The 25,146-nt window shown below is 73.2% G+C and carries 20 protein-coding genes; 4 read left to right on the forward strand and 16 right to left on the reverse strand.

Annotated elements, in window-relative coordinates; translation table 11 throughout:
- Positions 1 to 21: 21 nt before the first annotated feature.
- Positions 22 to 924, forward strand: a complete 903-nt coding sequence (locus ACZ516_RS16580; RefSeq protein ID WP_469010738.1) for a GNAT family N-acetyltransferase — start codon at positions 22 to 24, stop codon at positions 922 to 924.
- A 48-nt stretch (positions 925 to 972) separates the two neighbouring features.
- Here ACZ516_RS16580 and ACZ516_RS16585 read toward each other — a convergent pair whose 3' ends face one another.
- Positions 973 to 1,719 carry a pyridoxine/pyridoxamine 5'-phosphate oxidase gene (locus ACZ516_RS16585; protein ID WP_469010740.1) on the reverse strand — a complete coding sequence of 249 codons (747 nt, stop codon included), beginning with the start codon at positions 1,717 to 1,719 and terminating at the stop codon, positions 973 to 975.
- Positions 1,720 to 1,807: 88 nt separating this feature from the next.
- Positions 1,808 to 2,992, reverse strand: coding sequence for a thiolase C-terminal domain-containing protein (locus ACZ516_RS16590; protein WP_361078133.1), 1,185 nt, complete (start codon positions 2,990 to 2,992; stop codon positions 1,808 to 1,810).
- Positions 2,993 to 3,179: 187 nt separating this feature from the next.
- Here ACZ516_RS16590 and ACZ516_RS16595 point away from each other — a divergent pair, with 187 nt between their 5' ends.
- Positions 3,180 to 4,400, forward strand: a complete 1,221-nt coding sequence (locus tag ACZ516_RS16595) for an acyl-CoA dehydrogenase family protein (RefSeq protein ID WP_469010741.1) — start codon at positions 3,180 to 3,182, stop codon at positions 4,398 to 4,400.
- Positions 4,401 to 4,770: 370 nt separating this feature from the next.
- On the opposite strand, the gene ACZ516_RS16600 is transcribed toward ACZ516_RS16595, so the two are convergent.
- From ACZ516_RS16600 to ACZ516_RS16650, 11 genes are all read right to left on the reverse strand, one after another.
- A complete protein-coding gene (locus tag ACZ516_RS16600) occupies positions 4,771 to 6,111 on the reverse strand; it encodes an aminotransferase class I/II-fold pyridoxal phosphate-dependent enzyme (RefSeq protein ID WP_469010742.1) in 1,341 nt (446 codons plus the stop codon).
- Positions 6,112 to 6,128: 17 nt separating this feature from the next.
- On the reverse strand, positions 6,129 to 8,294 hold the full coding sequence (locus ACZ516_RS16605; RefSeq protein WP_469010744.1) for a S66 peptidase family protein: 2,166 nt from the start codon (positions 8,292 to 8,294) through the stop codon (positions 6,129 to 6,131).
- Positions 8,291 to 9,241, reverse strand: a complete 951-nt coding sequence (locus ACZ516_RS16610) for a phosphotransferase (RefSeq protein WP_361078122.1) — start codon at positions 9,239 to 9,241, stop codon at positions 8,291 to 8,293. Before ACZ516_RS16610 ends, ACZ516_RS16605 begins: the two co-directional genes overlap by 4 nt.
- A gap of 22 nt (positions 9,242 to 9,263) precedes the next feature.
- Positions 9,264 to 10,490, reverse strand: a complete 1,227-nt coding sequence (locus tag ACZ516_RS16615) for a cytochrome P450 (RefSeq protein WP_469010745.1) — start codon at positions 10,488 to 10,490, stop codon at positions 9,264 to 9,266.
- Entirely contained in the window at positions 10,490 to 11,335 is an 846-nt protein-coding gene (locus tag ACZ516_RS16620; RefSeq protein WP_358580359.1) for a class I SAM-dependent methyltransferase, read from the reverse strand. The genes ACZ516_RS16615 and ACZ516_RS16620 overlap by 1 nt, the downstream gene beginning before the upstream one ends.
- A gap of 87 nt (positions 11,336 to 11,422) precedes the next feature.
- Complete coding sequence (locus ACZ516_RS16625) at positions 11,423 to 12,682, reverse strand: ATP-grasp domain-containing protein (RefSeq protein WP_358580357.1); 1,260 nt, start codon at positions 12,680 to 12,682, stop codon at positions 11,423 to 11,425.
- 66 nt (positions 12,683 to 12,748) lie between these two features.
- A complete protein-coding gene (locus ACZ516_RS16630; protein WP_469010747.1) occupies positions 12,749 to 14,089 on the reverse strand; it encodes an MFS transporter in 1,341 nt (446 codons plus the stop codon).
- Positions 14,090 to 14,107: 18 nt separating this feature from the next.
- Positions 14,108 to 15,721: a B12-binding domain-containing radical SAM protein gene (locus ACZ516_RS16635; protein WP_469010749.1), complete on the reverse strand. Its 1,614-nt coding sequence runs from the start codon at positions 15,719 to 15,721 to the stop codon at positions 14,108 to 14,110.
- A gap of 69 nt (positions 15,722 to 15,790) precedes the next feature.
- On the reverse strand, positions 15,791 to 16,828 hold the full coding sequence (locus ACZ516_RS16640) for an amino acid--tRNA ligase-related protein (protein WP_361078107.1): 1,038 nt from the start codon (positions 16,826 to 16,828) through the stop codon (positions 15,791 to 15,793).
- An 849-nt stretch (positions 16,829 to 17,677) separates the two neighbouring features.
- A complete protein-coding gene (locus tag ACZ516_RS16645; protein WP_361078104.1) occupies positions 17,678 to 18,715 on the reverse strand; it encodes a helix-turn-helix transcriptional regulator in 1,038 nt (345 codons plus the stop codon).
- Positions 18,716 to 18,932: 217 nt separating this feature from the next.
- The gene (locus ACZ516_RS16650; RefSeq protein ID WP_358580343.1) at positions 18,933 to 19,580 is read right to left on the reverse strand and encodes a TetR family transcriptional regulator; all 648 of its coding nucleotides are present in this window, start codon (positions 19,578 to 19,580) and stop codon (positions 18,933 to 18,935) included.
- Between the two features lie 156 nt (positions 19,581 to 19,736).
- On the opposite strand from ACZ516_RS16650, the gene kbpA reads away from it, so the two are divergent.
- Positions 19,737 to 20,546 (forward strand): AfsK-binding protein KbpA, encoded by an 810-nt coding sequence (gene kbpA, locus ACZ516_RS16655; protein WP_469010751.1) that lies wholly within the window; start codon positions 19,737 to 19,739, stop codon positions 20,544 to 20,546.
- A gap of 210 nt (positions 20,547 to 20,756) precedes the next feature.
- The gene (afsK, locus tag ACZ516_RS16660) at positions 20,757 to 23,123 is read left to right on the forward strand and encodes a protein serine/threonine kinase AfsK (RefSeq protein ID WP_358580339.1); all 2,367 of its coding nucleotides are present in this window, start codon (positions 20,757 to 20,759) and stop codon (positions 23,121 to 23,123) included.
- A gap of 29 nt (positions 23,124 to 23,152) precedes the next feature.
- Here afsK and ACZ516_RS16665 read toward each other — a convergent pair whose 3' ends face one another.
- The 3 genes from ACZ516_RS16665 to ACZ516_RS16675 all read right to left on the reverse strand — a co-directional run bounded on the left by ACZ516_RS16665 (position 23,153) and on the right by ACZ516_RS16675 (position 25,133).
- Positions 23,153 to 23,782, reverse strand: coding sequence for a hypothetical protein (locus ACZ516_RS16665; protein ID WP_469010752.1), 630 nt, complete (start codon positions 23,780 to 23,782; stop codon positions 23,153 to 23,155).
- A gap of 104 nt (positions 23,783 to 23,886) precedes the next feature.
- The gene (locus tag ACZ516_RS16670; RefSeq protein ID WP_361078094.1) at positions 23,887 to 24,675 is read right to left on the reverse strand and encodes an enoyl-CoA hydratase/isomerase family protein; all 789 of its coding nucleotides are present in this window, start codon (positions 24,673 to 24,675) and stop codon (positions 23,887 to 23,889) included.
- Positions 24,672 to 25,133, reverse strand: a complete 462-nt coding sequence (locus tag ACZ516_RS16675) for a Zn-ribbon domain-containing OB-fold protein (RefSeq protein WP_361078090.1) — start codon at positions 25,131 to 25,133, stop codon at positions 24,672 to 24,674. Before ACZ516_RS16675 ends, ACZ516_RS16670 begins: the two co-directional genes overlap by 4 nt.
- Between the last annotated feature and the right edge of the window lie 13 nt (positions 25,134 to 25,146).

Below are 25,146 nucleotides of genomic sequence, written 5' to 3' on the forward strand. Positions count from 1 at the left end.
CCGTCCGGGCAATCATGGGGCATGTCCCATGACGCGCGTGCCCGTGCCCATGCCTATGCCTATGCCCATGGCCACTGGCAGTTGACCGGCGACCTCGGCGTCTTTCACGGGCGCGCCGACAAGTTCCTGCACTCCGCGCCCGCCCTGCACACCGCCCTCCTGAGCGTCACCGACACCCTGCGCGTCTCGGGACTCCAGGCGTACGGGGAAGGGGCGCCCCTCTTCGGTACGTACGCCGATGACGCGGGCCGCGTCCAAGGCGCCTTCCTGCGTACGCCGCCGCACCGGCTGATGGTCAGCCCCGTCACCGGCGAAGCCGCCGACGCCCTCGCCCGGCAGCTCGCCGACGTCACCGGTGACCTGCCCGGCGTCGGCGCCGACCAGGACACCGCGCGGGCCTTCGCCCAGGCCTGGGAGAAGCACACGGGCGCCACCGCGACGCCCGGCTTCCGCCAGCGGCTCTACCGGCTCGGCACCCTCACCCCGCCCGAGCCCGCGCCGCCCGGCCGTGCCCGGGTCGCCGACGAACGCGACCGGGAGCTGTTGGCGCGGTGGCACCGGGAGTTCGGCGAGGCCGTCGGTGAGCCCCCGGCCATGGACTCCGGCGCCTGGGTGAGCGCCCGTCTCGCCTATGGCGGCGTCACCCTCTGGGAGACCCCCGACGGCACGCCCGCCGCGATGGCCGGCGTCACGCGCCGCACCGCCGGGCAGGTCCGCGTCGCCCCCGTCTACACCCCGGCCACCCTGCGCGGCCGGGGATACGGCGGTGCCGCGACCGTCGCCGTCACCCGCGCCGCCCTCGACGCGGGCGCCGACGAGGTCCTGCTCTTCACGGACCTCGCCAATCCGACCAGCAACGGGCTCTATCAGCGGATCGGTTACCGGCCCGTGCGGGACTTCGCCCAGTACGACTTCGGCCGCTGAGACGGGGCAGGTGCGGCCCCGGTGAGGGCTACAGTCAGGGTTACGGCTCTACGGCCAGAGCAGCTCCCGGGTCCAGCCTTCGTCGGGCCGCGCCCTGCGGTAGCGCAGGCGCACGTGCCGGCGCCGTGCGTCTCCCTGGAAGAACTCCGCCTCCAACGGGTCCAGCGCATAAAGCGTCCACGTCGGCGCGTCCGCGTCCGGCTCGGCCCGCGCGCGCTCCCAGGCGGCGTCGGAGGCGTGCTCCAACTCCTCGTACGTACGCAGGACTTCGCTCTGCCGGCCCACCAGTGCGGCGGCCAGGGCGCCGGTCGAGCGGGCGTGCAGATCGGCGAGGCTCTCGGTGTGCGGGGCCGTCGTGACCTTGCCCCTGATCCGGATCTGGCGGCCCTGCGAGGCCCAGTAGAAGTGCAGGGCGGCCTCCGGGCGGGCGGCGAGCTGGCGGCCCTTCGCGCTGCCGGCGTGCGAGGCGAAGTGCCAGCCGTGGTCGTCGGCGCCGTGCAGCATCACGGTCCGTACGTCGGGGCCGCCGTCCTCGGCGACCGTCGCCAGGCCCATGGTGTGCGGCTCGGGCTGCCCGGCGGCCACCGCCTCCGCGAACCACGCGCGGAAGAGGGGCAGCGGCACGGCGGGCGCCGTGCCCGGGTCGAACGCCGGCAACTCGACGTCCCAGACGCGCTGACCCCGCAGCAACTCCTGGAACGCGGCCGCGGAGGGCGCGCATGCCTGGCCATCGGACGAATGGGGCGCGGCCCCCTGCGCGGAGTCCCGCGACGATCCTGCTCCGGAAGTGCTCATACGCCGATTGTGACGCGGAGCGGCGGGCGCGGGGCGCCGGGTGTCAAGCGCGACGGAACCCCCGCCCCCGCCCCCGCCCCCGCCCCCCTCACCCCCGCCCCAGCACCACCGTCCCCGACGAACAGAACCAGCCGCCCGTTCCCGAGGCCACCGCCACCTCCGGGAGGGTGCCGTCGGGGCGTCGGACCTGGCCGGCGCCCGCGTCGCCGCGGAGCTGTCGTACCGCCTCGACCAGGAGGAACAGGCCCCGCATGCCGGGATGCTGGGCGGACAGGCCGCCGCCGTCGGTGTTGGTCGGCAGGGCGCCGGTACGCAGCAGGCGGCCGTCCTCCACGAACGCGCCGCCCTCGCCCTTGGCGCAGAAGCCGAGGTCCTCCAGCGTCACCAGCGTCATGTACGTGAAGGCGTCGTAGATCTGGGCGACATCCACGTCCCGCGGCCGTACGCCCGCCCGCGCGAAGGCGAGCGCACCGCTGACCGCCGCCGGGGAGACCGTGAAGTCGGCCCACTCGGACATCGTCGTGTGGGACACGTGCTCGCCGGTGCCGAGGATCCACACCGGCTCGGACGCGCAGTCCGCCACGTACTCCTGTGCGGCCAGCAGCACCGCGCAGCCGCCGTCGGAACGCACGCAGCAGTGCAGCTTGGTGAACGGGTCCGCGATCATCGGGCCGGCCAGGACGTCGTCCACCGTGATCGGGTCGCGGAACATCGCGTCCGGGTTGGTCGCCGCGTTGGCCCGAGCCTGCACGGCCACCGAGGCGAGCTGCTCCAGGGTCGTCCCGTACTGGTGCAGGTGGCGGCGCGCGGCCATCGCGTACTTGGCGATCAGGGAGTGCCCGTACGGGACCTCGAACTGCGAGGGGCCGCGCGCGCCGAAGGAGAGGTTCGACGTGCGGCGCCCCGCCCTGATGTCCGCGCGGGCCGTCGACCCGTACACGAGGAGGACGGCGTTCGCCCGCCCCGCCGCTATCGCGTCCGCCGCGTGCGCCGCCATGACCTCCCAGGTGGCGCCGCCCACCGAGGTGGAGTCCACCCAGCGGGGCGCGAGGCCGAGATACTCGGCGACCTCGACGGGCGCGAGGGTGCCGAGGCCCGCCGAGGCGACGCCGTCGATGACCTCGCGGCCCAGACCGCAGTCGGCCAGGGCGCGGCGGGCCGCCTGGGCGTGCAGGGCGTAGGGCGTGGCCTCCTCGACCCGGCCGCAGTCCGACAGGGCGACCCCGACGACGGCGACCTTGCGCGAGGTGGAGCGGCGGAGGGTGGCGGACATGAAACTGACGGTACATCAGATAAGGCCCTCGGGAGGAGGGTGTCGGCGGTGGTCGCCACGGCGTCGCTCTGGGCAACTCGGCGGTGCGGTCCTAATATGACGCGCCGTCAGTTCTGGCGTCGGACGTCCCGACAGATGTCCGTCAGTCGCGGTCCGGCCGCCGCCGGGCCCGGGGAGGAGCCCGCCGATGGACGCCGCTTTCAGCGCCGAGCAGGAGGAGATCCGCCGCACCCTTCGCGACCTCCTCGCCCAACGCTGCGGCCCCGACGACGTCAAGGCCGCCGTGCGCACCCCCGCCGGTCATGACACCGCCCTGTGGGCCGTCCTCGCCGGCCAGCTCGGTCTGCCCGGCCTCGCGCTCCCGGAGGCGTATGGAGGCGTGGGCTGCGCGGTGGCGGACCTCGCCGTCGTCGGCGATGAGTTGGGGCGCGTTCTGGCCCCGTCGCCGCTGTTCGCCACCGCCGTCCTCGCCGCCCCGCTCGTCCTCGCCCTCGGCACCGGCGAGCAGCGTGCCGCGCTGCTGCCCCGGATCGCGGCGGGCGAGCTGACCGCGACCCTCGCCGTGCCCGGCGCCGGGCTCGCCACCGCGCTCGGCCTGGTCGGCGACAACCGCGGCGACTGGGCGGGCGGTGGCCGCGCGGGCGGTGTCCAGGCCCGGATCCGCGACGGGCGGTGGCGGCTGTACGGGCAGGCCGAGCAGGTGCTCGACGGGCACAGCGCGGGGCTGCTGGTCGTCGCCGCGCATGCGGGTGGCTTCGCCCGGTCCCGGACGCGCCTCTTCCTCGTACGGGAAGGGGCGCCCGGCATGGCACGGACGCGCCGGACCTCACTCGACGAGACCCGCGCCCAGGCGCGCGTCGAACTGCGGGATGTGCGAGCGGAGTTGCTGGGGGACGACGACGGTGACGTACCCGGTGTGCTCGCCGCCGTCGGGGACGCCGCCGCCACCGTCCTGGCCGCCGAGGCCGTCGGGGCGGCCGAGCGCGCGCTGGAGCGCACCCTGGACCATGTGCGCCGCCGGGAACAGTTCGGGCGGCCGATCGGCTCCTTCCAGGCGGTGAAACACCGCCTCGCCGAGGTGTACGTACAGGTCCAGGCGGCGCGCTCGGCCGTCTCCTACGCGGCGTGGGCGGCGGGGGCGCGGGCCGCCGGGACGGAGGGGCCGGGCGCCGAACGGGCCGGCGGGCTCGCGCTCGCGCAGGGGCTCGACGCGCTGCGTCTCGCCGCCTCGGAGACCGTGCAGCTGCACGGCGGCATCGGCTTCACGTGGGAGCACGAGGCACACCTGTACTTCAAGCGCGCGGCCGGGGACGAGCTGCTCTTCGGGCCCCCGCACCGCCTGCGCTCACGCGCGGCCGACGGGGCGGGCCTGTTCGGCGCCGAGGGGGTGGGTGCCCCGGGGAGGTGAGTCCGGCCACCCCGTAGGGGCACGGCCACGCTCCCGCAACGGCACGGCCCGTAGGGCCGGGGAGGGCACCCCGTAGGGCACGGCCGTTCTCGCACGGCACGTCCCGTAGGGCCCGGGAAGGCACCCCCGTATGGGCACGGCCTCGCAGGGCAACGGAGGCACCCCCCCCAGGGCAACGGAGGCACCCCCCCAGGGCAACGGAGGCACCCCCCAGGGCAACGGAGGCACCCCGTAAGGCAAGGGAGGGCACCCCGTAGGGGGCGCGGCCGGTCCCGCGCGGCACGGCCCCGTAGGGCAACTGAGGCACCCCCTAGGGCACGAGCGTCACTCCGTATGCCCGCCCCGTCAGGGTTCCGCGAGGCCCGGGGCCTCAGGCGTCGTCCGCCTCCGCGCGCATCTCCTCCAGCGTGTCCGCCAGGCGCTGCACGCCCTCGACGATCACCTTCTCGGGGGCGCTCACGCTCATGCGGAAGCAGCGCGTGGCGTGGCCCTCCGGGAGGGGGTCGGACGGTGTGCCCACGAAGAAGTGCCGGCCCGGGACGACGAACACCCGCTTCTCCTTGAGGCGCCGGTACAGCTCCATGTCGTCGAACCACGGATGGTCGATCCACACCCAGGCGAACATCCCCCCGGCCCCGGAGTGCAGCCGCCAGTTCAGGCCGCTCGGCAGCTGCTCCTCGAGCAGTTCGGCCATGAACCGCTTCTTCTCGCGGTAGTGCGGGGCGATGGCCTCCCGCGTGACCTCGTCCAGCCGCCCGCCGCGCAGCACGTGCGCCACGGCGGCCTGGGGCAGCTGCGGCGCGTGCAGCACGGAGTTGGACATGAAGGCGGCCAGCGCACCCACGTACTGGGGTGCGCCGATCGCGAAGCCGACCCGTTCACCGGGGAGCCCGGCCTTCGAGACGGAGAAGCAGTTGACGACGTTCTCGTGCCACACCGGCTCGACCTGTACGTCGGCGATCCTCGGGAACGGCGCGCCGTAGGCGTGGTCGACGAAGAGCGGTACGTCGCGGTCCGCGGCGACCGCGATCAGGCCGTCCAGGTCGGCCTGGTCGATGGATCTGCCGGTGGGGTTCCCGGGGCTGGAGATGAGCAGCATCCCGATGTCCCGCCGGCGCGCGAGGGCGTCGAGATCCAGGGAGTAGCGGAACCGATGGGCCCCCTCCGTCCCGACCCGGGGCGCGAGGCCCACCACGCCGTCCTCGTGCATGCACAGGCCCTGATAGCCGGTGTAGTCGGGAGTCAGGGGCAGCACCAGGCGGCGCATCACCTCGGAACCGGAAGAGGAAGAGGAGTCGGCACCGGCACCGGCACCGGAGTCGGCGCCCGCACCCGCGCCCGCGCCGGGGCCCGCGAACAACGCCGCCGCCGCGAAGCACACCATCTGGCTGCCCGGCCCGACCACGATGTTCTCCGGGCCGAGATCCCAGCCGTACGCCGCCCGGAAGTAGTCGGCTATGGCCGCCACGAGCGCGGCGTTCCCACGGGAAGCGCCGTAGCGGCAGCTGACCTGGTCGAACTCCTGCGCCAGCGCCGTCGACAGAGCCTCCCGCCACATCTCCCGGGCCTCGGGGATCACGGCGGGGTTGCCCACGCTCAGGTTCAGCCACTCCCCCTCCGCCGCGCCCGCGGTGCTGGAGGCGACGTCCTCCATGATGCTCCGCAGACCGGAGAGGCCGGCCAGCTTGGTGCCGACGGACGACAGACGCATGAGTTCTCCTACTTCGGTCAGCGGACAGCCGGTTCCAGCAGGCGCAGGTCGTCCCCGTCCAGTTCGACGGGGACACCGACCGGCAGGGTCAGGACGGGATCGGTGTGTCCGAACTCGAACTCCGTCACGATCGGGAAGGCGAGCCCGTGGCAGACCTCCAGCAGCGCGCGGTCCAGCTGCGCCCGCTGCTCGGCACTCCAGAGCCGGGGCCTGCCGAGGACGAGCCCGGCGGCCCGGTCGAGCAGCCCCGCGTGCCGCATCTGCCACAGGTCACGGGCGGCGTGCGCGGGACCGTAGCCGTCGTCGGTGGTGAGTTCCAACGCCAGTACGTGCCCCGCGTAATCGGGCAGCCAGGGGGTGCCGAGGAGCTGCAGGAGGCTCGGGACGCAGCCGGCCAGCAGCGGTCCCTGGCCCGTGCCGGGCCGCAGCACGGTCCGCGCGGGCGCCGCTTCGGCCACGCGCGCCCGGTCCTCGCCCGCCCAGTCCACGAACTCGTCGAGCACCTCGGGGGAGCGGGGGAACGACCCGGTCCAGCCGCGCGTGGTGACGTCGAGGAACGAGCGCAGCGTGAACTCCGGCGTCCCCCCGGTCTCGGCGAACTCCGACAGGACGGCCGGCCCGTAGAACGTGGTCGCTCCGGTGCGGGCGTACAGCGCGTGGTGCAGCACGGTGGCGTCGGAGTAGCCGCACAGGACCTTGGGGTGCGCGGCGAACGCGTCGTAGTCGATCAGGTCGAGCAGCTCCGTGGCGTTGAGGCCGCCGATCATCCACAGGACGCCCTTGACGTCCGGGTCCCGCAGCGCCGCGTTGAACTCCCGCGCCCGCGCGTGCCGCGACCCGGCCTCGGGTCCGGCGACGGGCGGTGCCTGGGTCACCCGCAGGCCCGTGCGGGCGGACAGGTCTTTCAGGCCCCGGGCGGCGCGGTCGGGGAAGACCGCCGCTCCCTGCCACGACGGCGACACCACGGTGACCGCGTCGCCCTCGCGCAGGCGCGGCGGGCGCAGCCGCGCCTCGCGCAGGGTGCGCGCCTGGGCCTCGGAGAGGCCGTAGGTGGCGCGGAGATCGGCGTCGGGGGTGTGCGGGTTCCGGTCCAGTACGGCCGCCGCGGTCTTGAGGTTGCGCGCCATGACGCGGGCCCGGCGCTCCGCCTCGGCGTCCAACGCGGCGCGGAAGTCGGCGGAGGCGCCGAACCGGCCGAGCAGGTCCTCGGTCTGCCGGGCGCTCAAGGGCGCGAGCAACTCCAGGAGCCGCAGCACGAACTTGCGTACGACGGAGCCCGGGCCCTTGCCCGCCGGGCGGGCGCCGTGCTCGATCAGCAGGGCGAGCGCCCGGTAGAGGTTGACGGCGTCGGCCGCCTGCTCCCGGGTCAGGCCCGCCTCCTCGGCGGCCTCGACGCGCCCGGCGATCTCGGGCAGGAAGTAGGCGTTCGGGCCGAAGGGGATCGCGGCGGTGATCTCCACGCCGAACCCGACCTCGGCGTAGCGGCGCTCGGCGGCTTCGACGAGGATCAGGTTGGACAGTGGCTGCCAGCGTGCGCACCGGCAGTCGGGCCGGCACTCCGTGGCACAGCCGACGTCGGGGCGCCGGTAGTAGTAGGTGATGCCGCGCCCGCGCAGGTCGTAGCCCTCGCCGTACTCCCAGCGGGTGGACACCTGCGGGGCGTCGAGCACGTGGAGCCGGCCGCCGTGCTCGGCGACGGCCGCCGCCACCTGTGCGGCCAGGTCCGCGTCCTGGGAGTCGACGAGGATGTGGAGGCGGTCGGCGCGGTGGTCGGGGAGCGCGGCGAGGGTGGCGAGGTGGCTGTCCACCGTGACGCGCCGCAGGTCGTCGTCGCTGTCGATGTCGGCGAGCAGGCCGGTCATGCCGAAGGCGAACAGCCAGGGGTGTTCGCCGTGGGCGCGGAAACACGGCTGGTAGTGGCAGATCCGGCCGATGCCGCGGCCGGCCGCGAGGGTGTCCTTGTACGGGGTGACGGTGGCGTTGACGAACGCGACGGTGGCGTCGGCCTCGACGAGGGAGACCGGCGGCGTCAGCCGGTAGCCCCGCCCGGTGAGCGCCTCCAGGAACCCGAGGACCACAGCGCGGGTCGCGGGGCTGTCCCCCACGGAACTCGCGGTGTCGAACAGCCGCTCCCGTATCCCGGGATCGAGGGTGGGCGCCGGCCCCGGGGCGGTCTCCGTCATGTCAGTGTCGTCCTTCCGTGCTGTCGTGATCCATGGGTGCGCCCCGTCCGGAGGGCGAACCAGCCGAGTGCCGCGTCCGCCATGCCGCGCTGGAACGCCCGCAGCGTCGGCAGCCCCGGCGGGGGAGGCATCCGGGACATCCAGGTGAACCATCCGGCGAAGACCGCGAGCAGGGCGGTGGCGTCCTCGGCGGAACGGCCGTACTCCTTCAACACCCCGGCCAGCGCCTCCTCGGGCGGCGCCGCCCACCGGCAGGCCACCTCCAGGAGCAGGTACAGCGGATCGAACACCGCCGCGCCGCGGCAGGCGTACGCCCAGTCGACGACCACCGGGGCGCCGCCGGTCCACAGGACGTTGTCGGCGCGCAGATCGGCGTGGAGCAGCTCCTCGCCCGCGAAGGCGCCGCGGGCGTGTTCCGACAGGGCCACCCACTCCGGTACGGGGAGCAGGGCGCCGCCCGTGTCGTCGGTGGGCCAGGCGTCGAAGGAGGGGTCCGCGTCGAGGGCGGCCCAGGCGGCGAACGCGTCCCCGAAGTAGGCGTCCAGCGGCGGCAGCCCTGGCGGCGCCGCCGTCCTGTGCGCGGCCAGGTGCCGCAGCACCTCCGCCAGCTGCCCGGCCGGCCACTCGGGGGAGCAGATGCGGCCGTCGACGGCCCGGAAGGCGAGCACCGTCCAGTCGTCCCAGTCGAACGCCCAGGCGAAGCCGGGGTCCAGGGCGTCCCGCGCCAGGTGCTCACAGGCGAGCCACTCCTGGCGGTAGAGGCCCCGGCCGTGGCTGTTCACCGCCTCCGAGGTGGCCTTGACGAACAGGGACCGCCCGGCGGTGCGGACGATGCCCGCGAAGCCCGCCGAGAAGCCCCCGGTGATCGCGTCCACGCGCACCACCGGCGAGCCGAGACGCTCCTCGACGCGTCGGCGCAGCCCGCCGGGCAGCGCGTCCCATTCCATGCGCGGAGTCCACAGCACCGGATCAGTACCCCACTCCCATACGACGCCACACGGTGTGCCCGAAGGCCGGTGCCCGCTCCGCGCCGACCTCGCCGACCTCGCCGGCCCCGACCCACTCGGCCACCGCGCGGATCGCCTCGGCCAGGGTCAGCCGTGCCAGGCCCGCCCCCAGGCAGAAGTGGTGCCCGGCCCCGAACGCCAGCTGCGGGCGCTCGCCCCGGTCCGGCGGGGGCAGGCGGAAGCGGTCCGGCTCGGCGAACACCTCCGGGTCCCGGTTGGCGGCCGCGACGACCAGCGCCACCCGCTGCCCCGCCTCGATCACCCGCCCCCGCACCTCGACGGGCCGCACCGCGGTCCTCGGCACGAAGTGGAAGGGCGCTTCGAGCCGCAGCGCCTCCTCCACGAGCCGGGTGACGTCCAGCTCCCCGCGCCGGACCTGGTCGAGCAGCGGCCGCCGCGGGCCGAGCAGGTGCGTGAGCGCCGACCCCAGGCAGGCCACCACGGGCTCGATGCCGCCGGTGAGGATCTGCGCGAACAGGGCGACCGCCCGGTCCTCGTCGATCCGCAGGAACGCCGCGAGCTGGGCGGGACCCCGGCCCGCCCGCGCGTCGGGCAGCGTCACGGAGGCGATGTGCTCCCGCAACCGGGAGATGGCGTGCCGCGCGCGGGGGGCCCGGCCCGGGTCGAGCCGGGGCACCCCGATGAAGCCGATGATGTCCGCCGACCAGGCCAGCAGATCGTCCCGGTGCTCGGCCGCGATGCCCAGCAGATCGCAGGTCACGTCGACCGCGAGCGGCTGCGCGAAGTCCGCGAGGAGATCGGCGGACGCCGGATCCAGCGGCTTCAGGAGCGCGTCCGCCCGCTCGGCGATCGCCGTACGCAGGGGGCGTACGACGGCCGGGCGGTAGGACGGGCCGACCGCGGAGCGCACGGCGGTGTGCTCCGGCGGGTCGGTGAACATCGGCCAGGCGTCGAAGAACCGCGTGACGTCGGCGACCTCCTCCAGCGTCGCCGGGTCGTGGTCGCCGAGGAAGGCGGCGCCGATCCGCGCGGACAGCCGGCCGTCCCTCAGGAGCGTGTTGACGTCCTCGTACGCGGTGACGTACCAGCAGGCCGTGGCCGCGTCCCACCACACGGGGGCGGTGCGGCGCAGCACGGCGTACTGCGGGTGCGGGTCGCGTGCGAAGGAGTCCGCCATCAGGTCCACGGACGCCGACGGGTCCGCGGACGCGGTCTGGGCCGCGGTCATCAGGCCGGGCGGCGGGCGACGGTGAAGAGGTTGTTGCCGCGGCCCGCGATGCCGGGGGCCGAGCGGACCTTGTTCTCCATGGCGAAGATCCGGTCGAAGTTCTCGCCCGCCAGGATGTCCACGAGCTGGTCCGTGGAGCCGTGCAGCTGGGTCTCCTGGTAGCCGGGGTAGATCAGGTTCGGGAAGCCGCTGAGGACGTCCAGCTCCAGGCCGGCGGCGGCGTGCATCTTCTCGATGCGCTCGACGTCGTAGAGGTGCATGTCCGGCATGGTGTCGGTGAAGCGGCCCCGGCCGGCCAGCGCCTTCTCCGCCTCGTCGAGGCGCCCGATGCCCACGTTGAAGAACGCCGCGTGCCAGACGCTGGGCAGGAACGACACCAGCAGCCCGCCGGGCTTGAGCAGCGCGGCCACGTCCTTGATCGTCTGCTCGGGGTCGGCGACGAAGCCCAGGACGTTGTGGAAGTTGAACGCCAGGTCGAAGCTGCGCCCCTGCAGGGCCTGGCCGACCTCGGCCAGGTCGCCCTGCCGGAACTCGACGCGGTCGGCGAAGCCCCGTCGCTCGGCCTTGGCCTCGGCGACCTGGATCATCTCGCGGGTGAGGTCGAACAGCACGCCCGTGCTCTTGGGCGCCTCCTCCGCGAAGAACGAGGTCCAGCGGCCGGTGCCGCCGCCCGCGTCGAGGAACGCGAAGTCCTCGGGCAGCCGGGACAGCACGTCCTCGCGCAGGGCCGTCGCGAGCAGGCGGTCGGAGAGCATCCAGTAGGGCTGGAGGTCGACGTCGTCGTAGGCCTCCGCCTTCTCGGAGAAGTAGCCCTTGACTGCCTGGTCGTACTGAAGTTCGGTCATGACGTTCCTCGCTCACAGGTGACTTGAGAGGTGCGGTTTGCTGGTGCCGTCCCGGCGCGGCCGGGCCCCGGGGGCGGGCGGCGGTGGTCAGGCGGCGGCCCGCTCGGTGCGGAAGCCGCCGTTCAGGGCCTTCTCCAACTCCTGGCCCCGCTCCTCGAACTGCTCCAGGGAGTCGGCTCCGTAGATGAGGAAGAGGCACCAGGCGGAGGGGTGCGGCTCGCCGTACTCGTCGCCCACGCCGTGCTGGCGGACCGTCTCCAGGACGTAGTCGAAGGCGTCGATGTCGGCCTGGGACGGCTCGGCGACGATCTTCCCCTCCTCGCTCGGGGCGAGGTTGATCCAGCCCACGTAGCGGCTGGGTTCGCCGTCCGCGTACGGGGCCGCCCGGCCCGGGTCGACGACCGACTTGATCCACGCGATGCGCAGGTCGTCGCCGAGGGCGCGCCAGGTCTGGGTGATCCCGCCCCCGGCGAACCGGCTGGCGATCTCCGAGAAGACGATGCGCCGCTCGCCGGGCTCCTTGAAGAACTCCAGGTGGGTGATGCCGTCCCGGATGCCGAGCGCGCCGTTCACGCGCCGGTGCATGTCCTCCACGTCGGCGTAGAGTTCGGCCCACTCCTCGCGCGGCAGCAGGACGGAGCCGTTGCCCACCCCGGCCGTCTCGATCGCGAGGCGCGGCCGCAGGTAGCGCATGATGCCGAGCGCCTTGCAGACCCCGTCGACCCAGATGGCGTCCACGTGGAACTCGTCGCCCCGCACCGGCTTCTCGGCCAGCAGGAAGTGCTCGGTGTTGTCGCCGCCCGCCTCTTGGAGCAGGGTGCTCAGCGCCTCCTCGGAGTGCACCCAGCTCGTGCCCAGCGTGCCGAGTCCGGCGGCGGGCTTGACGACGACGGGGAAGCCCAGCTCGTCGGCGGTGCGGCGCACGCCCCGCGCCACCTCGGAGGTGCGCAGCGGGACGAAGTCCGTGACGGCGACACCGGCCGCGCGCACGGCCTGCTTCATCGCCCGCTTGTCGCGGGTCCTGAGGGCCATCTCCAGGGTGGGCTGCGGGCAGCCCAGGAGCTGGGCGAGGTATCCGGCGCCGTACTGGCTGAACTCGGACAGGCTCACCACCCGGTCCGGGATCCAGCCGTCGCCCTTCAGCTCCGTGGCGACCTGGCCCAGTTCGTCCATGTCGTCGAAGCTGTTGATGCGGAAGACGTACGGCAGGGTCTTCAGGACCTCCTCGTCGACGTGGAAGTGGGCGGCCTCGAACGTGTCGAAGAGCAGCGCCACTTCCGCGCCCTCCGCACGCAGGGCGGAGAGGATGTACGGGTCCCAGCGGCAGACGAGGATCTTGGTGCTCATCGGCGGTCTCCTTGTGCTCGAAAAACGTGCGGGTACGGGGGTACGCGGACACGGCGGGGGAGTGGGTCAGGACTCGGCCGGCTCCACGACCGGCCGGGACTCGTCCTCGAGTCCGGACAGGGGAGTGGACGGCAGGAGGCGCGACCCGCGCAGGACGAGCCCCAGCGCGGCCAGGGCCAGCGCCGCCCCCGCGGTCATCAGCACCACGTGCCCGTCCTCCACCAGCCGGCCCGACAGCAGCGGTCCGACGGTGAAACCGAGCGAACACACGAACCCGTAGGCGGCGTTGTAGCGGCCGCGGTTGGAGTCGTCCGCCCAGCTGTTGACCAGCGTCGGGCCGGTCGCGGCCAGCAGGGACTCGCCGACGGCGAAGACGGCCATCGCCGCCGCCCCGCTGAGCAGGGCGTACGCGCCGCCGCCGAGCCCGGTGACCGCGAGGATCAGGAGCCAGAAGAACGCCCAGCTCCCGGCGAGCAGCGCCAGCGCCGTACGCGGGGTGAGGTCCTTGAACCTGTGCATGAGCGTGACCTGGACGAGCACCACGGCACCGGTGTTGACGGCGAACATCACGCCGAGCGCGGTGGGGCCCAGCGTGCTGTCGGCCAGCAGGATCGCGGGCATGCCGGAGTTCAGCTGCGAGTACCCGAGCGTGAACAGGGTCAGGACGACGAGCAGCAGGGCGACCAGCTTGCGGTCGCGCAGGACGGCACGGTAGGAGGCCGGCCCGGGTTGACCTGCGGGGGCCGCTTGCTCCGTCTGCTCCGTCTGGTCCGCCTGTGCTGGCTGGGGGGCCCGCTCCCCGCCCGCCTCCTCACGCGCCTGGCCCGTGCCCCGCAGCTGCCGGGAGACCAGGAAGCCGGTCGCGAGGAAGGAGAGCGCGTCGAGCCCGTACAGCAGCTGGAAGACCAGGAGGGAGTCGGTCAGGCCCGCCACCAGGCCGCCGACCAGACCGCCGAGGCCCATCACCGCGTTGACCACCGCGAAGTCGGTCGAGAAGACCACCGACCAGTGCTCGCGGGGCACCTGGTCGGCGATCAGCGCGTTCCAGGTGATCGCGCCCCCGATGCCCAGACCCTGGACGAGCCCGGACGCCAGAGCCGCCTCGGGCGTGCCGGACACCACGAAGCCGACGGCTCCCAGCGCCGCGCACACGAGCGCCGCCCAGACCGCCGGGGCCCGGCCGAAGCGGTCCGAGACCCACCCGGCGAGCGGCCCGCCGACCAGCGCTCCCAGCGAGGTCGCCGCGACCGCGCCCGTCGCCGTCGCCAGCGACAGGCCCCGCATCTCGTGCAGGTACACGACCAGGAGGGGCACGACGAGGCCGGTGCCCGCCGCGTTGACCGCGTTGATCGCGATCAGCCGCCGTGCCGGGGCGGGCAGCAGGCGCAGTGACTTCATGCTGCTCATGACAGGCTCAGGACCTTTTCAGAAGTGGAAGAGCGGCTGGTCGGTGAAGGCGCCGGTGTCCGGGTAGAGCGAGACGCCGTACCGCGCGAGGACGTCGAGCTGCTGCTGGATGTAGGGCACCGCCGCGCCGGCGTCGGTGTAGTCGCGCGGCGCCATGCCGATGCGCTCCACGGCCTTCTCGACCGCGATGTTCTCCCAGCGGCCCAGCTGCGGCATGAGCAGGTGCTGGTAGTCCGCCTGCCAAAGGCGCAGCACCGCGCGGTCGTTGACGCGGCGGACCAGGTCGAGGGTCGTGTGGTTCAGCGACCGGGCGGTGTGCACGTCCATGCCGATGTGCGACCAGGAGTAGTCCGGGTCCTCGGGGTCGTGCACCTCGATGCGCAGCGCCTCCTTGTCCTCCCACAAAGGCATGGTCTCGTCGGAGATGCTGAACACACTGAGCATGAAGTGCCCCGCGTACTCCTGGGACAGGAAGTCCCGCGTCTCGGAGAAGTCCGCGGGCGTCTCCCCCGGGTAGCCGGCCATGAAGGAGCAGCGGTAGCCGAGGCCGCCCTCGTTGAGGAGGCGGAAGGCGCGCAGGTTGTCCTTCCGCGTGACCTTCTTGTTCATGTGGCGCAGCGTGCTGTCGCTCATCGACTCGAAGCCGATGGACAGGAACTGGCAGTGGGTCGCCGCGATCGCGTCGATCAGCTCGGCGGACTTGAGCACGTTCGCCCTGCTGTACGCCTCCCAGCCGATGCCGACGTCGGGCAGGAGCTTCAGCAGCTCCCGCAGCCGGGTCGGGGGCACCGTGAACGTGCTGTCCATGGCGGAGATGTAGGAGGCCCCGCTCTCGTCCGCGTAGCGCCGCCAGTCGTCCGCGATCTTCTGGGCGGACTTGTAGCGCCACTTGGGACTGGCCGCGGGGAAGGAGCAGAACTTGCAGCTGAAGGGGCAGCCCCTCATGGACTCGTAGGGGATGACGCGCCACTTGCCCTTCGGCATGGGGGAGGGGAACGCGTCGAGGTCCAGGTAGCGGAAGGGGCTCATCCGGTGGCCGAGCAGCTCGCGGGAGTGCCGGTAGACGAGATTGGGGACCGCCTCCGGTGATCCGCCGTTCTCCAGCATGTCCAGCAGGGCGGGCAGCGCCTCCTCCCCGTCGCCGCGGACGATGTAGTCAATCTCGGGGATCGCCCGCATCAGGGAGCCGTACTTGAGATTGCTGTACTGGCCGCCGAGGATGATGGGGATGCCCGGATAGGTCTCGGCGATCCAGTGGACGGCGTGCCGCAGGTCGCGCTCGGTCCAGATGAAGCTGGTCGACAGGAGAGCCGCCCGGTACGACCCCTGGGGCGCGGGGGAGACAGCGCCCTGTGCCCACAGGTTGGTGGTGTCGTAGGTGTCGGTGCGGTGCCCGGCCCGCTCCAGGATCTCCTGGACGGCGAAGGTCGTCAGGTGGGGGACGTTGTAGTAACGGGGGCGCAGCAGGGGGTAGTCGGCGCCGTTGTGCCGGAAGCCGAGCCGGTCGAGGCCGAACTGCTCGAGTCGGGTGCCCCGCAGGTACTTCGCCGTGTTCTGCGCCCCGTGCTGGCGGTCGAGCATGCTGCCCGCGAGGTAGTCGGAATTCTTCAGTGTCGGCCCGAGGCCGGACACGAGGACGACGTCGATGGTGCACTCTCCTGGGGTGAGTGCGGGCCGTGGCCCGCGACTGCCGGTTCGCCGTCAGGGGTTGATCTGCCGGCCGTTCACCCGGTGCAGCATCTGCAGGTCGCGGATCTCGTCGTGCTTGAGCAGCCACAGGAAGAAGCGCTCGACGCCCAGGCCGAAGCCGGAGGTCTTCATCGGACGCAGCTCCCGCATCCGCAGGTACCAGGCGTAGTCCTCCTCGGGGACCATGTGCATGGCCAGCGCCTCGCGGGCCTCCTCGGCGGTGGTGTGGCGCTCGCCGCAGCCGACCGTCTCGCCCACGCCGAACAGCAGGTCGCCGTTGCGGGCGCGGGAGGGGTCGCCCGGCTCGAAGGCCTGGTAGAAGGGGACGGAGAGGTGGTCGAACTGGGTCACCCAGACGAACTCGCCGTACTTGTCCATCAGGGCGCGCTCGGCCTTGCGGGTCAGGCCCCGGGCGCCTTCCGCCAATTCCGTCACGTATTCCGGTGAATCACCGAGGAGTGCGACGGCGTCGGAGAAGGAGACGCGGGGGAAAGCGCCGAGGGACAGCATCCGCTCGATGTGCGCGGTGTCTCCCGCCACTTCGGCGATCGTCGGCCCCATTTCCTTCAGAAAGGCGCCGGCGAGGTGGCGTACATACGCCTCCACGGTCTCCATCACCGCGTCCACATCACCCGGAAGCTCGGCTTCCGAGTGGTAGAACTGGCACAGGTGCGTGGAGTCGGGTGCCTCACCGCGGAACGAGGGCATGACGTAATAGCAGCCCTCCTCCCACATTCTGCAGCCGTATTCCAGGAGGAACTGCATGGAATCGGCCAGATAGGTGGGCACACCCTCCAGTTCGATGCGCACCGGCGACGAGTCGCTGCCGAGGCCCATGGGGCTGGATATGGACCCGGTCGTCACGGGGAGATAGGCCGCGCGGACGTTCCGCTGAGCCCAGAATTCCGCCGTGGCCCGCTGCATGACGTCGGTCAGCTGGAGCAGCATCCGGTACCACGGGTGCGTCAGCGCGATCTCGAAGTGCGAGTCCGGGTCACGCCAGGTACCGGGGGCCGAGAGGGAGACCTTCTCCGTCGTTTGCGCGCTCACGTGTCCTCCTTGGACGCTCTGTACTGGTGGAACAGCTGGAACAAACGGTCTTGGCCGGTCGGGCCCGGGGCTCGCCCGCGCTCAGTCCCAGCCCCAGGTGAGCGGCGACGCGGTCGTGCTGTCGGCGAGGGTGCGGGCCGGCGCGGGGTGCTCGGACCCACCCAGGGCGAAGACCGAGAGTGCTATGGCACAGGCGGCCATAAGGGTGGGAAGTCTGCGGCCCATTGATACGCCTCCGAGAATTCTTGGTGCCCTTGAATGCGATGAGTGGATCAGCGCGGCCGAACTGCGGTGTCGGCGACGTGTTCATATTCGCTGGCCGGAAAGCGACCGTTCAAGGGAGTTGGCTGGCACCAAGGTGCAGAGGCAGCAAGGGGACAGGGCTATTCGCGGTGCCCGGCGGGCACGGAAACGACACCGTGGCACATGCGGGAGGACGTTCCGGGCGGCGGAATCCGGAGCGAGGCCCGTGTCGTGTGGGGCGGCTCGCGGAGCAATGTCCGGGCGGCCGCGAGAACACAACTGCCCGCCACCTCGGCGGAGGCGGCGGACACGAAGAGGACGCCCAGGCGTCCGCGATGGGGTTGGGCCGGCTGGTAGAAGTGCTCCACCACGCAGCCGGGTACGCGGGACGCCTCGGCGGTCAGCTGTTCCAGCCCGAAGAGGGCGGGACCGGGGCCAGGGGGAGACACCTCGATGTGAATGGCGTACACAGGAGGAGAATCCCAGAGACGATCACGGGCCGTGCCCGTTACGCGCGGGCAGCTTGAGGCCGTGGCAGGAAGCGGACGGCGCCCTCGGCGCCGAGCGCGGGCCGCGCGCCGGGGCCGGCGGGCGCCGCGGCCCTGGTCAGAGCCATCCGCAGCGGGAGGCGAGGACCCCGGCCTCGAAGCGGCTGCGGGCACCGAGCCGGCCGGCCACATTGGCCATCATCCGCCGCACGGTCCGCAGGGAGAGCCCGAGCTTGCGCGCGGCCACCTCGTCGGTGTGCCCCTGGGCGAGCAGCTTGAGCAGGGCGTCCTCCTGCGGGCTCGGGGCGTCGGTCTCCTCCGGGACCTGCTGCCCGCCCAGCGGCACGGCGCGGTCCCAGGACATCTCGAACAGGGCCAGCAGGGCGGCGACCACGCTCGACGAGCGCACGACCACGGCGCCCAGGCGGGAGTTCTCCGGGTCGATGGGCAGCACCGCGCTGGTGCGGTCGACCACCAGCATGCGCAGCGGAAGCGAGGGGAGCGTCCGGACCTCGCCGCCCCGCTCGAAGAGCCAGCGGGCGTACTCCGTGGTCCCCCGGTCGTTGCGCACGCTGTCGAGGTAGATCGTCTTCAGCCGCACCCCGGCGGCCAGGCTCCGCTCGTCCAGCGGCCGGCTGGCCTCCAGTGCCGCCGGGCTCATCGAACCGCCCGGCACGAACGCCAGCAGTTCCTCCTTCGCGAGCTGGCTCATCTCGGCGAGGCGGCCGCGCACCTCGTCGACCCCGTAGAGGCGCTCCAGGCCCGCGTTGCTGCGGCTGGCCTGATGGGCCGCGTAGGCGGCGGCCAGTTCGGCGGTGGCCGCCCGCACCGCCGCCAGTTCGAGCTGCTGGGTGTGGATCTGCGCCTCCCACCGGTGTATGTGGGCGGAGAACCCGACCTCGGGGTGGACGGGGAGGGGACTCACGTCGTCCTCGGGGAGATGGAGCATCGACAGCTCCGCCAGGCGGTCCAGGCACTCCCGTACCCGCTCCTGCGTGGCGCCGAGCCGCTCGGCGACGTGGGCCACGGACCACTGCGGTTCGGAGATCACCGCGCGGTAGACGGCGACGCACAGTTCGTCCGCGCCGATCAGCGTCGCGAGCGAGATGCCGTGCGTCTTGGCGTACGGCTCTTCCGTGCCGGCAAGTTCCCCCATGCCCCCACCCCCAGGTGCAGCGTTGTCGACCGGAACGTTTCTAACACACGAACGACGCCTTCAGCCGATGACGATCGCAAATATTCCTGGCGGGGGGCGGGTACGGACACCGCGACGGCGGACCACCGGGGTGATCCGCCGTCGGGTTGACAGGACTTGGGTGGATGGGTGCCCTAACGGGCGATGTAGGGGCGGAGCCGCCCGGCCGCCGCGCCGGTCACTTCGTCGGCTTCTTGCCGGTGACGCCCAAATGTACCAACATGGCCAGATTCGGCTTCAGTTCGTTCTGCTTGACGCCCCACGTCTGGAAGCCGCGCTGGTGCGAGGCGACCGCCGCGAGCATCGCGACCAGGGAGCCCGCCATGGCCGCCGGGCTGATGTCCTTGTCGACCTTGCCCTTGGCCTGCAGCTCCTTGACGGTGTCCGCGAGGGAGTTGTTGACCGAGTTGAGGATCTTCATGCGGAGCTTGTAGAAGCGCTTGTCGCCCTCGGCGGCACCGAGGTCGACCACCCGCAGGATCGCGTCGTTCTTGCGCCAGAAGTCCAGGAAACCCTCGACAAGATCCTGGGAGGTCTGCCAGCCCGCCTTGCCGGCCCACGAGCGGCCGTCGAGCAGCTGGGTCAACTCGGCGCCCTCCGAGGCCATTTGCTCGGCGATCTCCAGGACGGCGCCCTCGACGTCCGGGAAGTACTGGTAGAAGGTCGCGGGTGAAGTCCCGGCCTTGCGGGCGACGTCGATGACTTTGACGTCCCGGTAGGGCGAGGAGCTGAGCATCTCGCCGAGGCAGTCGAGCAGCTTTTGACGCGTCGCCTGACCGCGCCGGCCGGCCACGCGGCCGTCGACGGTACGTACCTGTCCTGTCATGCCGTCAGCTTACCGACGGGTGATCGGAGCGCGATTCGGCCGAGTGCAAATGGGGTTGGGGCGCGGGAGGGCGGGGGAGACGCGCCTTTTTGGAATCGAGCGACAGTTCGAATGCATGCGCTGCGGGCGCCGTGGCGGGCGGTTAGCTTGGCTGGCATGGACTACGCAGAACAGGACACAGGGGGCGGATACGCGCAGGGCGTGCCTTGCTGGGCCGACGCGATGCTCCCGGACGTCGAGGGCGGCAAGCGCTTCTACGGTGAGCTCTTCGGATGGACCTTCGACGAGGGCGCGGGCCCGCGGTACGCCCACTACACGCAGGCGTACGCCGACGGGCTGCCCGTCGCCGCCCTCGCGGCCAAGGCCGACGGCCGCATGCCCACCGTGTGGACGGTGTATCTGGCCACCCCCGACGTGGCCGCCCTGGCCCGGCGGATCAAGAGCGCGGGCGGTTCCATGGTCACCGAGCCCATGACCGTCGGGCCCGCCGGCACGATGGGGCTCGCCGCCGACCCCGAGGGCGCCGTCTTCGGGCTCTGGCAGGCCGGCACCCACCAGGGCTTCGGCAGGCGGCGACGCCCCGGGACGTACCGCTGGTGCGAGGTGTACTCGCGGGACAGGACGCGCGTCGACCCCTTCTACGAGCACGTCTTCGGCTACGGCGGCCACGACCTCGACCTCGGCGGCACCGACTTCCGCACCTGGTCGCCCGCCGGGGCCCCGGCCGGCCCCGACACCGCGATCGGCGGACGCAGCCTGATGTCCCCCGCCACCGACGGATACAGCAGACCCGAGACGCCCCCGCACTTCCTGCTCTACTTCGACGTCACCGACGCGGACGCGACGGCCCGGGCGGTGACCCGGCTCGGCGGACGCGTCCAGCTGCCGCCCCACGACAGCCCCTACGGGCGGACCGCGGTCCTGCGGGACAACCAGGGGGCGACCTTCGCCGTCCTCCAGGACTGAGCTGCCGGACATGCGCACGGGTGGGCCCATGTCCGGCAAAACCCCGAGAAACCCCGAGACACCCCGGGACACCCCGATCCCGCCCCGGGTTCGCCAGGGCCGCCTCGGACAGGAAGAATCGGGGTGCGTGCCGCCGTAGCGGCTCGGGTGGTGAGACGCTGCACGGGGCTGTCTTCTTCGGCGGCCGCGTACGGGGAGGTGGCAGGGCAAGTGGTGGATCAGCTGACGCAGCACGATCCGAGGCGGATCGGGCCGTTCGAGGTCCTCGGCCGGCTGGGCGCCGGCGGCATGGGCCTGGTCTATCTCGCGCGTTCCGCGTCGGGGCGGCGCGTGGCGATCAAGACGGTACGGACCGAGCTCGCCGAGGACCAGCTGTTCCGCGTCCGCTTCACGCGCGAGGTAGAGGCGGCCCGCGCCGTGTCCGGCTTCTACACCGCCGCGGTGGTGGACGCCGACCCGCGGGCCGCCGTGCCCTGGCTGGCCACCGCGTACGTCCCCGCACCCTCGCTCGAGGAAATAGTGAATGAACACGGTCCGCTGCCCACCCAGGCCGTGCGCTGGCTGGCGGCGGGCGTGGCCGAGGCCCTGGAGTCCATCCACGGCGCGGGCCTCGTCCACCGTGACCTCAAGCCGTCCAACGTCCTCGTCGTCGAGGACGGGCCGCGCGTCATCGACTTCGGCATCGCGTCCGGCGTCTCCAACACGCGGCTGACCATGACGAACGTCGCCGTGGGCACGCCCGCCTACATGTCGCCCGAACAGGCCAAGGACTCCCGCAGCGTCACCGGCGCCAGCGACGTGTTCTCGCTCGGCTCCACGCTCGTCTTCGCCGCCACCGGGCACGCCCCCTTCCACGGCGCCAACCCCGTCGAGACCGTCTTCATGCTGCTGCGGGAAGGCCCGGACCTCGAAGGGCTGCCCGACGAGCTGCGCCCGCTGATCGAGTCGTGCATGCAGATGGAGGCGACGCTGCGGCCGAGCCCCGCCGACCTCCAGGCCCAGCTCGCCCCGCACCTGTTCGCCTCCGAGAGCGCCGACAACGACGACAGCGGCACCGCCTCCGCCTGGCTGCCCGAGCGGGCCGTCGCCCTCATCGAGGCGCGCCGCGGCGGCCGGCCCCCGGCCCGCGTCCCGGCCACGGCGGGCCGCAGCGGCGGTGGCCGCGCCCCCGTGACCGCGCCGCCGCCCCCGCAGCAGCCGCCGCCCGCGCCGGCCCGGCCGCCGTTCGCCGCCGGGCCCGACGCGGGGCCCGTGCACCTGGCCGGCGGCAAGGTGCCGATCGGCCCCGGGCCCCGGGTGGCCGACGCGCGCGCGGCCGCCGTGCCCGGTGACTTCGGGCTCGCCGCCTCCTGGTCGCGCTCCTCCTCGCCCCAGGGCGGGCCGGGCACCGGCGCACCCGCCGCGCCCGCCGTGCCGCCGCCCGCGGTCGCGCCCGACACGGGTCCCAAGACGTGGCGGCCGTGGCGGTTCCGGATGTCCAACGACGTGTGGGGCACGCCCGCCGTGGCCGGCAACCTCGTCTACGTCACCTCCTTCGAGGTGCACGCCCTGGACGTCGGCACGGGCCGCCGCAGCTTCAAGACCCGGGACGTCGCCTGGTCCATGGCGGTCGCCGACGGCCGCGTCCACGCCTCCGACGGCCCCACCCTGTACGCCCTCGACGGCGCCGACGGCTCCGACCTGTGGCGGCTGCCGACCGACGCGTGGGTGTACTCCCTCCAGGCCGCCCGGGGCACGGTCGTCACCGGCACGCGGGGCGGCGGCGTCCAGGCCTGGGAGGCCGCCAACGGCGAGAAGCTCTGGGAGATCACCGGCGCCCAGACCGACTTCGAGACGCCGGAGGCCGGGCCCGCCGTCTTCGACGGGACGGTGTACGTCTGGAAGGACGCGCGGCTGCGGGCCCTGGAGGCCCGTACCGGCGAGGAGCGCTGGTCCTACCCCGTGGGCGACGCGGCATCCTGCGGCGGCGTGCCGGTCCGCGTCACCCAGGCCCCGGACGGCTATGTGTACGTCGCCGCCGGTACCCGCGTCCTGGCCGTCGACGTGGCCGCCGGGCACGTCCGCTGGCACTTCGAGGCGCCCGCCGCCTTCCTCAGCCCGCCCGCCTTCGCGCCCGGCCCCGCCGTGACGGGCGGCGGCGTGTACCTCGCCGACTACCTCGGCACGGTGTACGCCCTGGACGCCACGGACGGCCGCGACCGCTGGCGCATCGCCACGGAGTCCCGCTCCTCCATCGAACCCGTCCTCGTCGCCGACGGCCACGTCCACGTGGGCAGCGGCAAGGGGCTCTACACCCTGGACGCCGTCACCGGCACCCCGAAGTGGCGCTTCCAGGCGGGCGGCGAGGTCGTCGGGGCGCCCGTGGTCGCCGACCGGCGCATCCACTTCGGCTCCACGGACCACCTGCTCTACACCCTGAAGGCCGACGACGGCCGGCTCCGCTGGAAGCTGGCCACCGGCGGCGAGATCACGGGGACACCCGTGGTGCGGGACGGCGTGGTGTACGCGTGCAGCAAGGACCGCTGCGTGTACGCGCTGGACGCGGAGCGGGGGACGGGCACCTCACCCCGGACGTAGGGCCGTCACGGCCCCGGGGCCCTCGGCCGTCACCGGTCTCGGGGTTCCTCCGGGGGACGGCCCGGGGCGTCCCCTGCGGTGTTCTCCGGGGTGTCCTGCGGGCGCTTCTCCCAGAACGGGCGGTTGCGGTCGGGGTCGTCCCGGTGCCCGTGCGCGTGGCGGCCGGCGGGGCGCGCACGGCGGCCCGGGCGGCGGCGCGGCTCCGGTGCGCCGGTGTCGTCGTACGCCGGCCCCGCCACGCGCGGGCGCCCGGCCATGAGCGCCGCCGCGAGCAGGAGCAGGACCCCGCCGCCGAGCGCCGCGAGGACGCCGAGGCCGAGGCCCGAGCCGTCGCCGGAGACGGACAGGCTCCCCTCCTTCTGGCCCTGGCGGACCATCCACAGCACCGCGAAACCGAGCACGACGACGCCCGCGAGCGCCACGAGCAGCCGGGACCGCAGCAGCAGCCCGACCAGCGTCACCAGCGCCGCGCAGGCCAGGGGCAGGAAGAGCGAGCCGAAGAGCTGCGCCCCGGAGTCGGTGACACCGCCCCCGGAGAACAGCTCGCCCAGGCGGTAGTCCCGCCCGTGACGGCCGTCGTACCAGGCTCGGAAGGGGCTCCATACGGCGGCCGTCGCTCCGATGAGAGCGAGGACCGTGCCGAGGACGTTGCGGACCATGCCGGCCTCCTCGTACGTCGTCCACGCACGGTGGCTCCGTACGCGGCTCTCAAGATCGACGCTACGCCGCCTCCGGCACCCCCGCCACGCGGCCGCCGCACTTCCTAGCGGACCCGGAAGCCGCCGCCCCGGCGGCCCCCGAACAGCTCCGCCTGCCGGTCGGGCGGCAGGTTCCCGAGGGCGATCAGGTGCGGCGCGTGGGCCAGCGCCTGGGAGCGGGCGGCCTCCTTCGCCGTCCACAGGGCCCGGACCGTGCCCTGCACCGCCTCGGTGGGGTAGGAGGCGATGGTCTCGGCGGCCCGCACGGCCGCCTCCCGCGCGCCGCCCGGCGCCGTCAGCTCCGAGACCAGGCCCGTCTCGTACGCCCTGCGCGCCGAGATCCGCTCGGCCGTGCCGAGCAGCGCCATCCGCGCCACCTCGCCGAACGGCATGCGCTGCGCCATGTGGATCGTCTCGTACGCGCTGACCATCCCGTAGGCGGTGTGCGGGTCGAAGAACGTGGCGCGCTCGTCGGCGACCAGGAACTCCGCCTCGCCCAGCAGGTAGAACGCGCCCCCGCACGCCATGCCGTTGACGGCGGCGATCACCGGTTTCCAGAGGTCGTTCGCCTTCGGGCCGATCGCGACGAGCGGGTCGTCGATCATGTACGGGGAGCCGGGCTGCGGCACCTCGGCGGCCCGGTCGATACCGGTGCAGAAGGCCAGGTCGCCCGCGCCGGTCACCACGATCGCGCGCACCGAGTCGTCGTGGCGGAACCGCCGCCAGGCGGCGGTCAGTCCGGCGGCCGTCGCCAGGTCGATCGCGTTGTGCCGCTCCGGGCGGTCCAGGGTGAGGACCGCCACGCCGGTGTCCTCGTCGAGGGCGGTGCGCAGGGCGCCGCCGGGCCCGCTCACGGGCGCTCCAGGATCCAGCGCGGGAGCGTGACCCCGTCCACGTCCGCGAAGACCGCCTGCACCCGCGCGCCGATCCGCAGCCGGGCCGGGTCGACGGAGTTCGGCGGGGCGTCGGGGGAGGAGACGAGGTTGCCGACGAGGCGGATGCGGGGGGCGTCGGCCAGCTCGACCAGGACCACGTTGTACGGGGCCAGCGCGGCGTAGGCGGGCAGGAGCGGGGGATGCGGGACGACGTAGGACCAGACGCGGCCGTGGCCGCTCATCCTGTGCCACTCGCTGTCGAAGGAGTGGCAGTGCGGGCAGCAGGGGCGGGGCGGGAAGCGGAGTTCGCCGCACGCGGGGGCGGCGCACCGCTGTACGCGCAGTTCGCCCCGGGCGGCGTAGCCCCAGAAGGGGGCGCCGTCGTCGTCCATGACGGGGCGGAGCAGCCCGCTGGTCGTCGTGGTCGCGTCTGCCATGTGATCGTCCTTT

Source organism: Streptomyces sp. NPDC034037, from assembly GCF_055575715.1.

Excerpts from the sequence above, each read along its gene's own strand:
- ACZ516_RS16645 (WP_361078104.1), bottom strand. The coding sequence starts at position 18,715 with ATGGGGGAACTTGCCGGCACGGAAGAGCCGTACGCCAAGACGCACGGC.
- ACZ516_RS16600 (WP_469010742.1), bottom strand. The coding sequence starts at position 6,111 with ATGCGTCTGTCGTCCGTCGGCACCAAGCTGGCCGGCCTCTCCGGTCTG.
- ACZ516_RS16585 (WP_469010740.1), bottom strand. The coding sequence starts at position 1,719 with ATGAGCACTTCCGGAGCAGGATCGTCGCGGGACTCCGCGCAGGGGGCC.
- ACZ516_RS16580 (WP_469010738.1), top strand. The coding sequence starts at position 22 with ATGTCCCATGACGCGCGTGCCCGTGCCCATGCCTATGCCTATGCCCAT.
- ACZ516_RS16665 (WP_469010752.1), bottom strand. The coding sequence starts at position 23,782 with ATGGTCCGCAACGTCCTCGGCACGGTCCTCGCTCTCATCGGAGCGACG.
- ACZ516_RS16625 (WP_358580357.1), bottom strand. The coding sequence starts at position 12,682 with ATGAGCACCAAGATCCTCGTCTGCCGCTGGGACCCGTACATCCTCTCC.
- ACZ516_RS16620 (WP_358580359.1), bottom strand. The coding sequence starts at position 11,335 with ATGACCGAACTTCAGTACGACCAGGCAGTCAAGGGCTACTTCTCCGAG.
- ACZ516_RS16590 (WP_361078133.1), bottom strand. The coding sequence starts at position 2,992 with ATGTCCGCCACCCTCCGCCGCTCCACCTCGCGCAAGGTCGCCGTCGTC.
- ACZ516_RS16610 (WP_361078122.1), bottom strand. The coding sequence starts at position 9,241 with ATGGAATGGGACGCGCTGCCCGGCGGGCTGCGCCGACGCGTCGAGGAG.
- ACZ516_RS16650 (WP_358580343.1), bottom strand. The coding sequence starts at position 19,580 with ATGACAGGACAGGTACGTACCGTCGACGGCCGCGTGGCCGGCCGGCGC.
- ACZ516_RS16595 (WP_469010741.1), top strand. The coding sequence starts at position 3,180 with ATGGACGCCGCTTTCAGCGCCGAGCAGGAGGAGATCCGCCGCACCCTT.
- kbpA (WP_469010751.1), top strand. The coding sequence starts at position 19,737 with ATGGACTACGCAGAACAGGACACAGGGGGCGGATACGCGCAGGGCGTG.
- ACZ516_RS16615 (WP_469010745.1), bottom strand. The coding sequence starts at position 10,490 with ATGACCGCGGCCCAGACCGCGTCCGCGGACCCGTCGGCGTCCGTGGAC.
- ACZ516_RS16605 (WP_469010744.1), bottom strand. The coding sequence starts at position 8,294 with ATGACGGAGACCGCCCCGGGGCCGGCGCCCACCCTCGATCCCGGGATA.
- ACZ516_RS16630 (WP_469010747.1), bottom strand. The coding sequence starts at position 14,089 with ATGAGCAGCATGAAGTCACTGCGCCTGCTGCCCGCCCCGGCACGGCGG.
- ACZ516_RS16675 (WP_361078090.1), bottom strand. The coding sequence starts at position 25,133 with ATGGCAGACGCGACCACGACGACCAGCGGGCTGCTCCGCCCCGTCATG.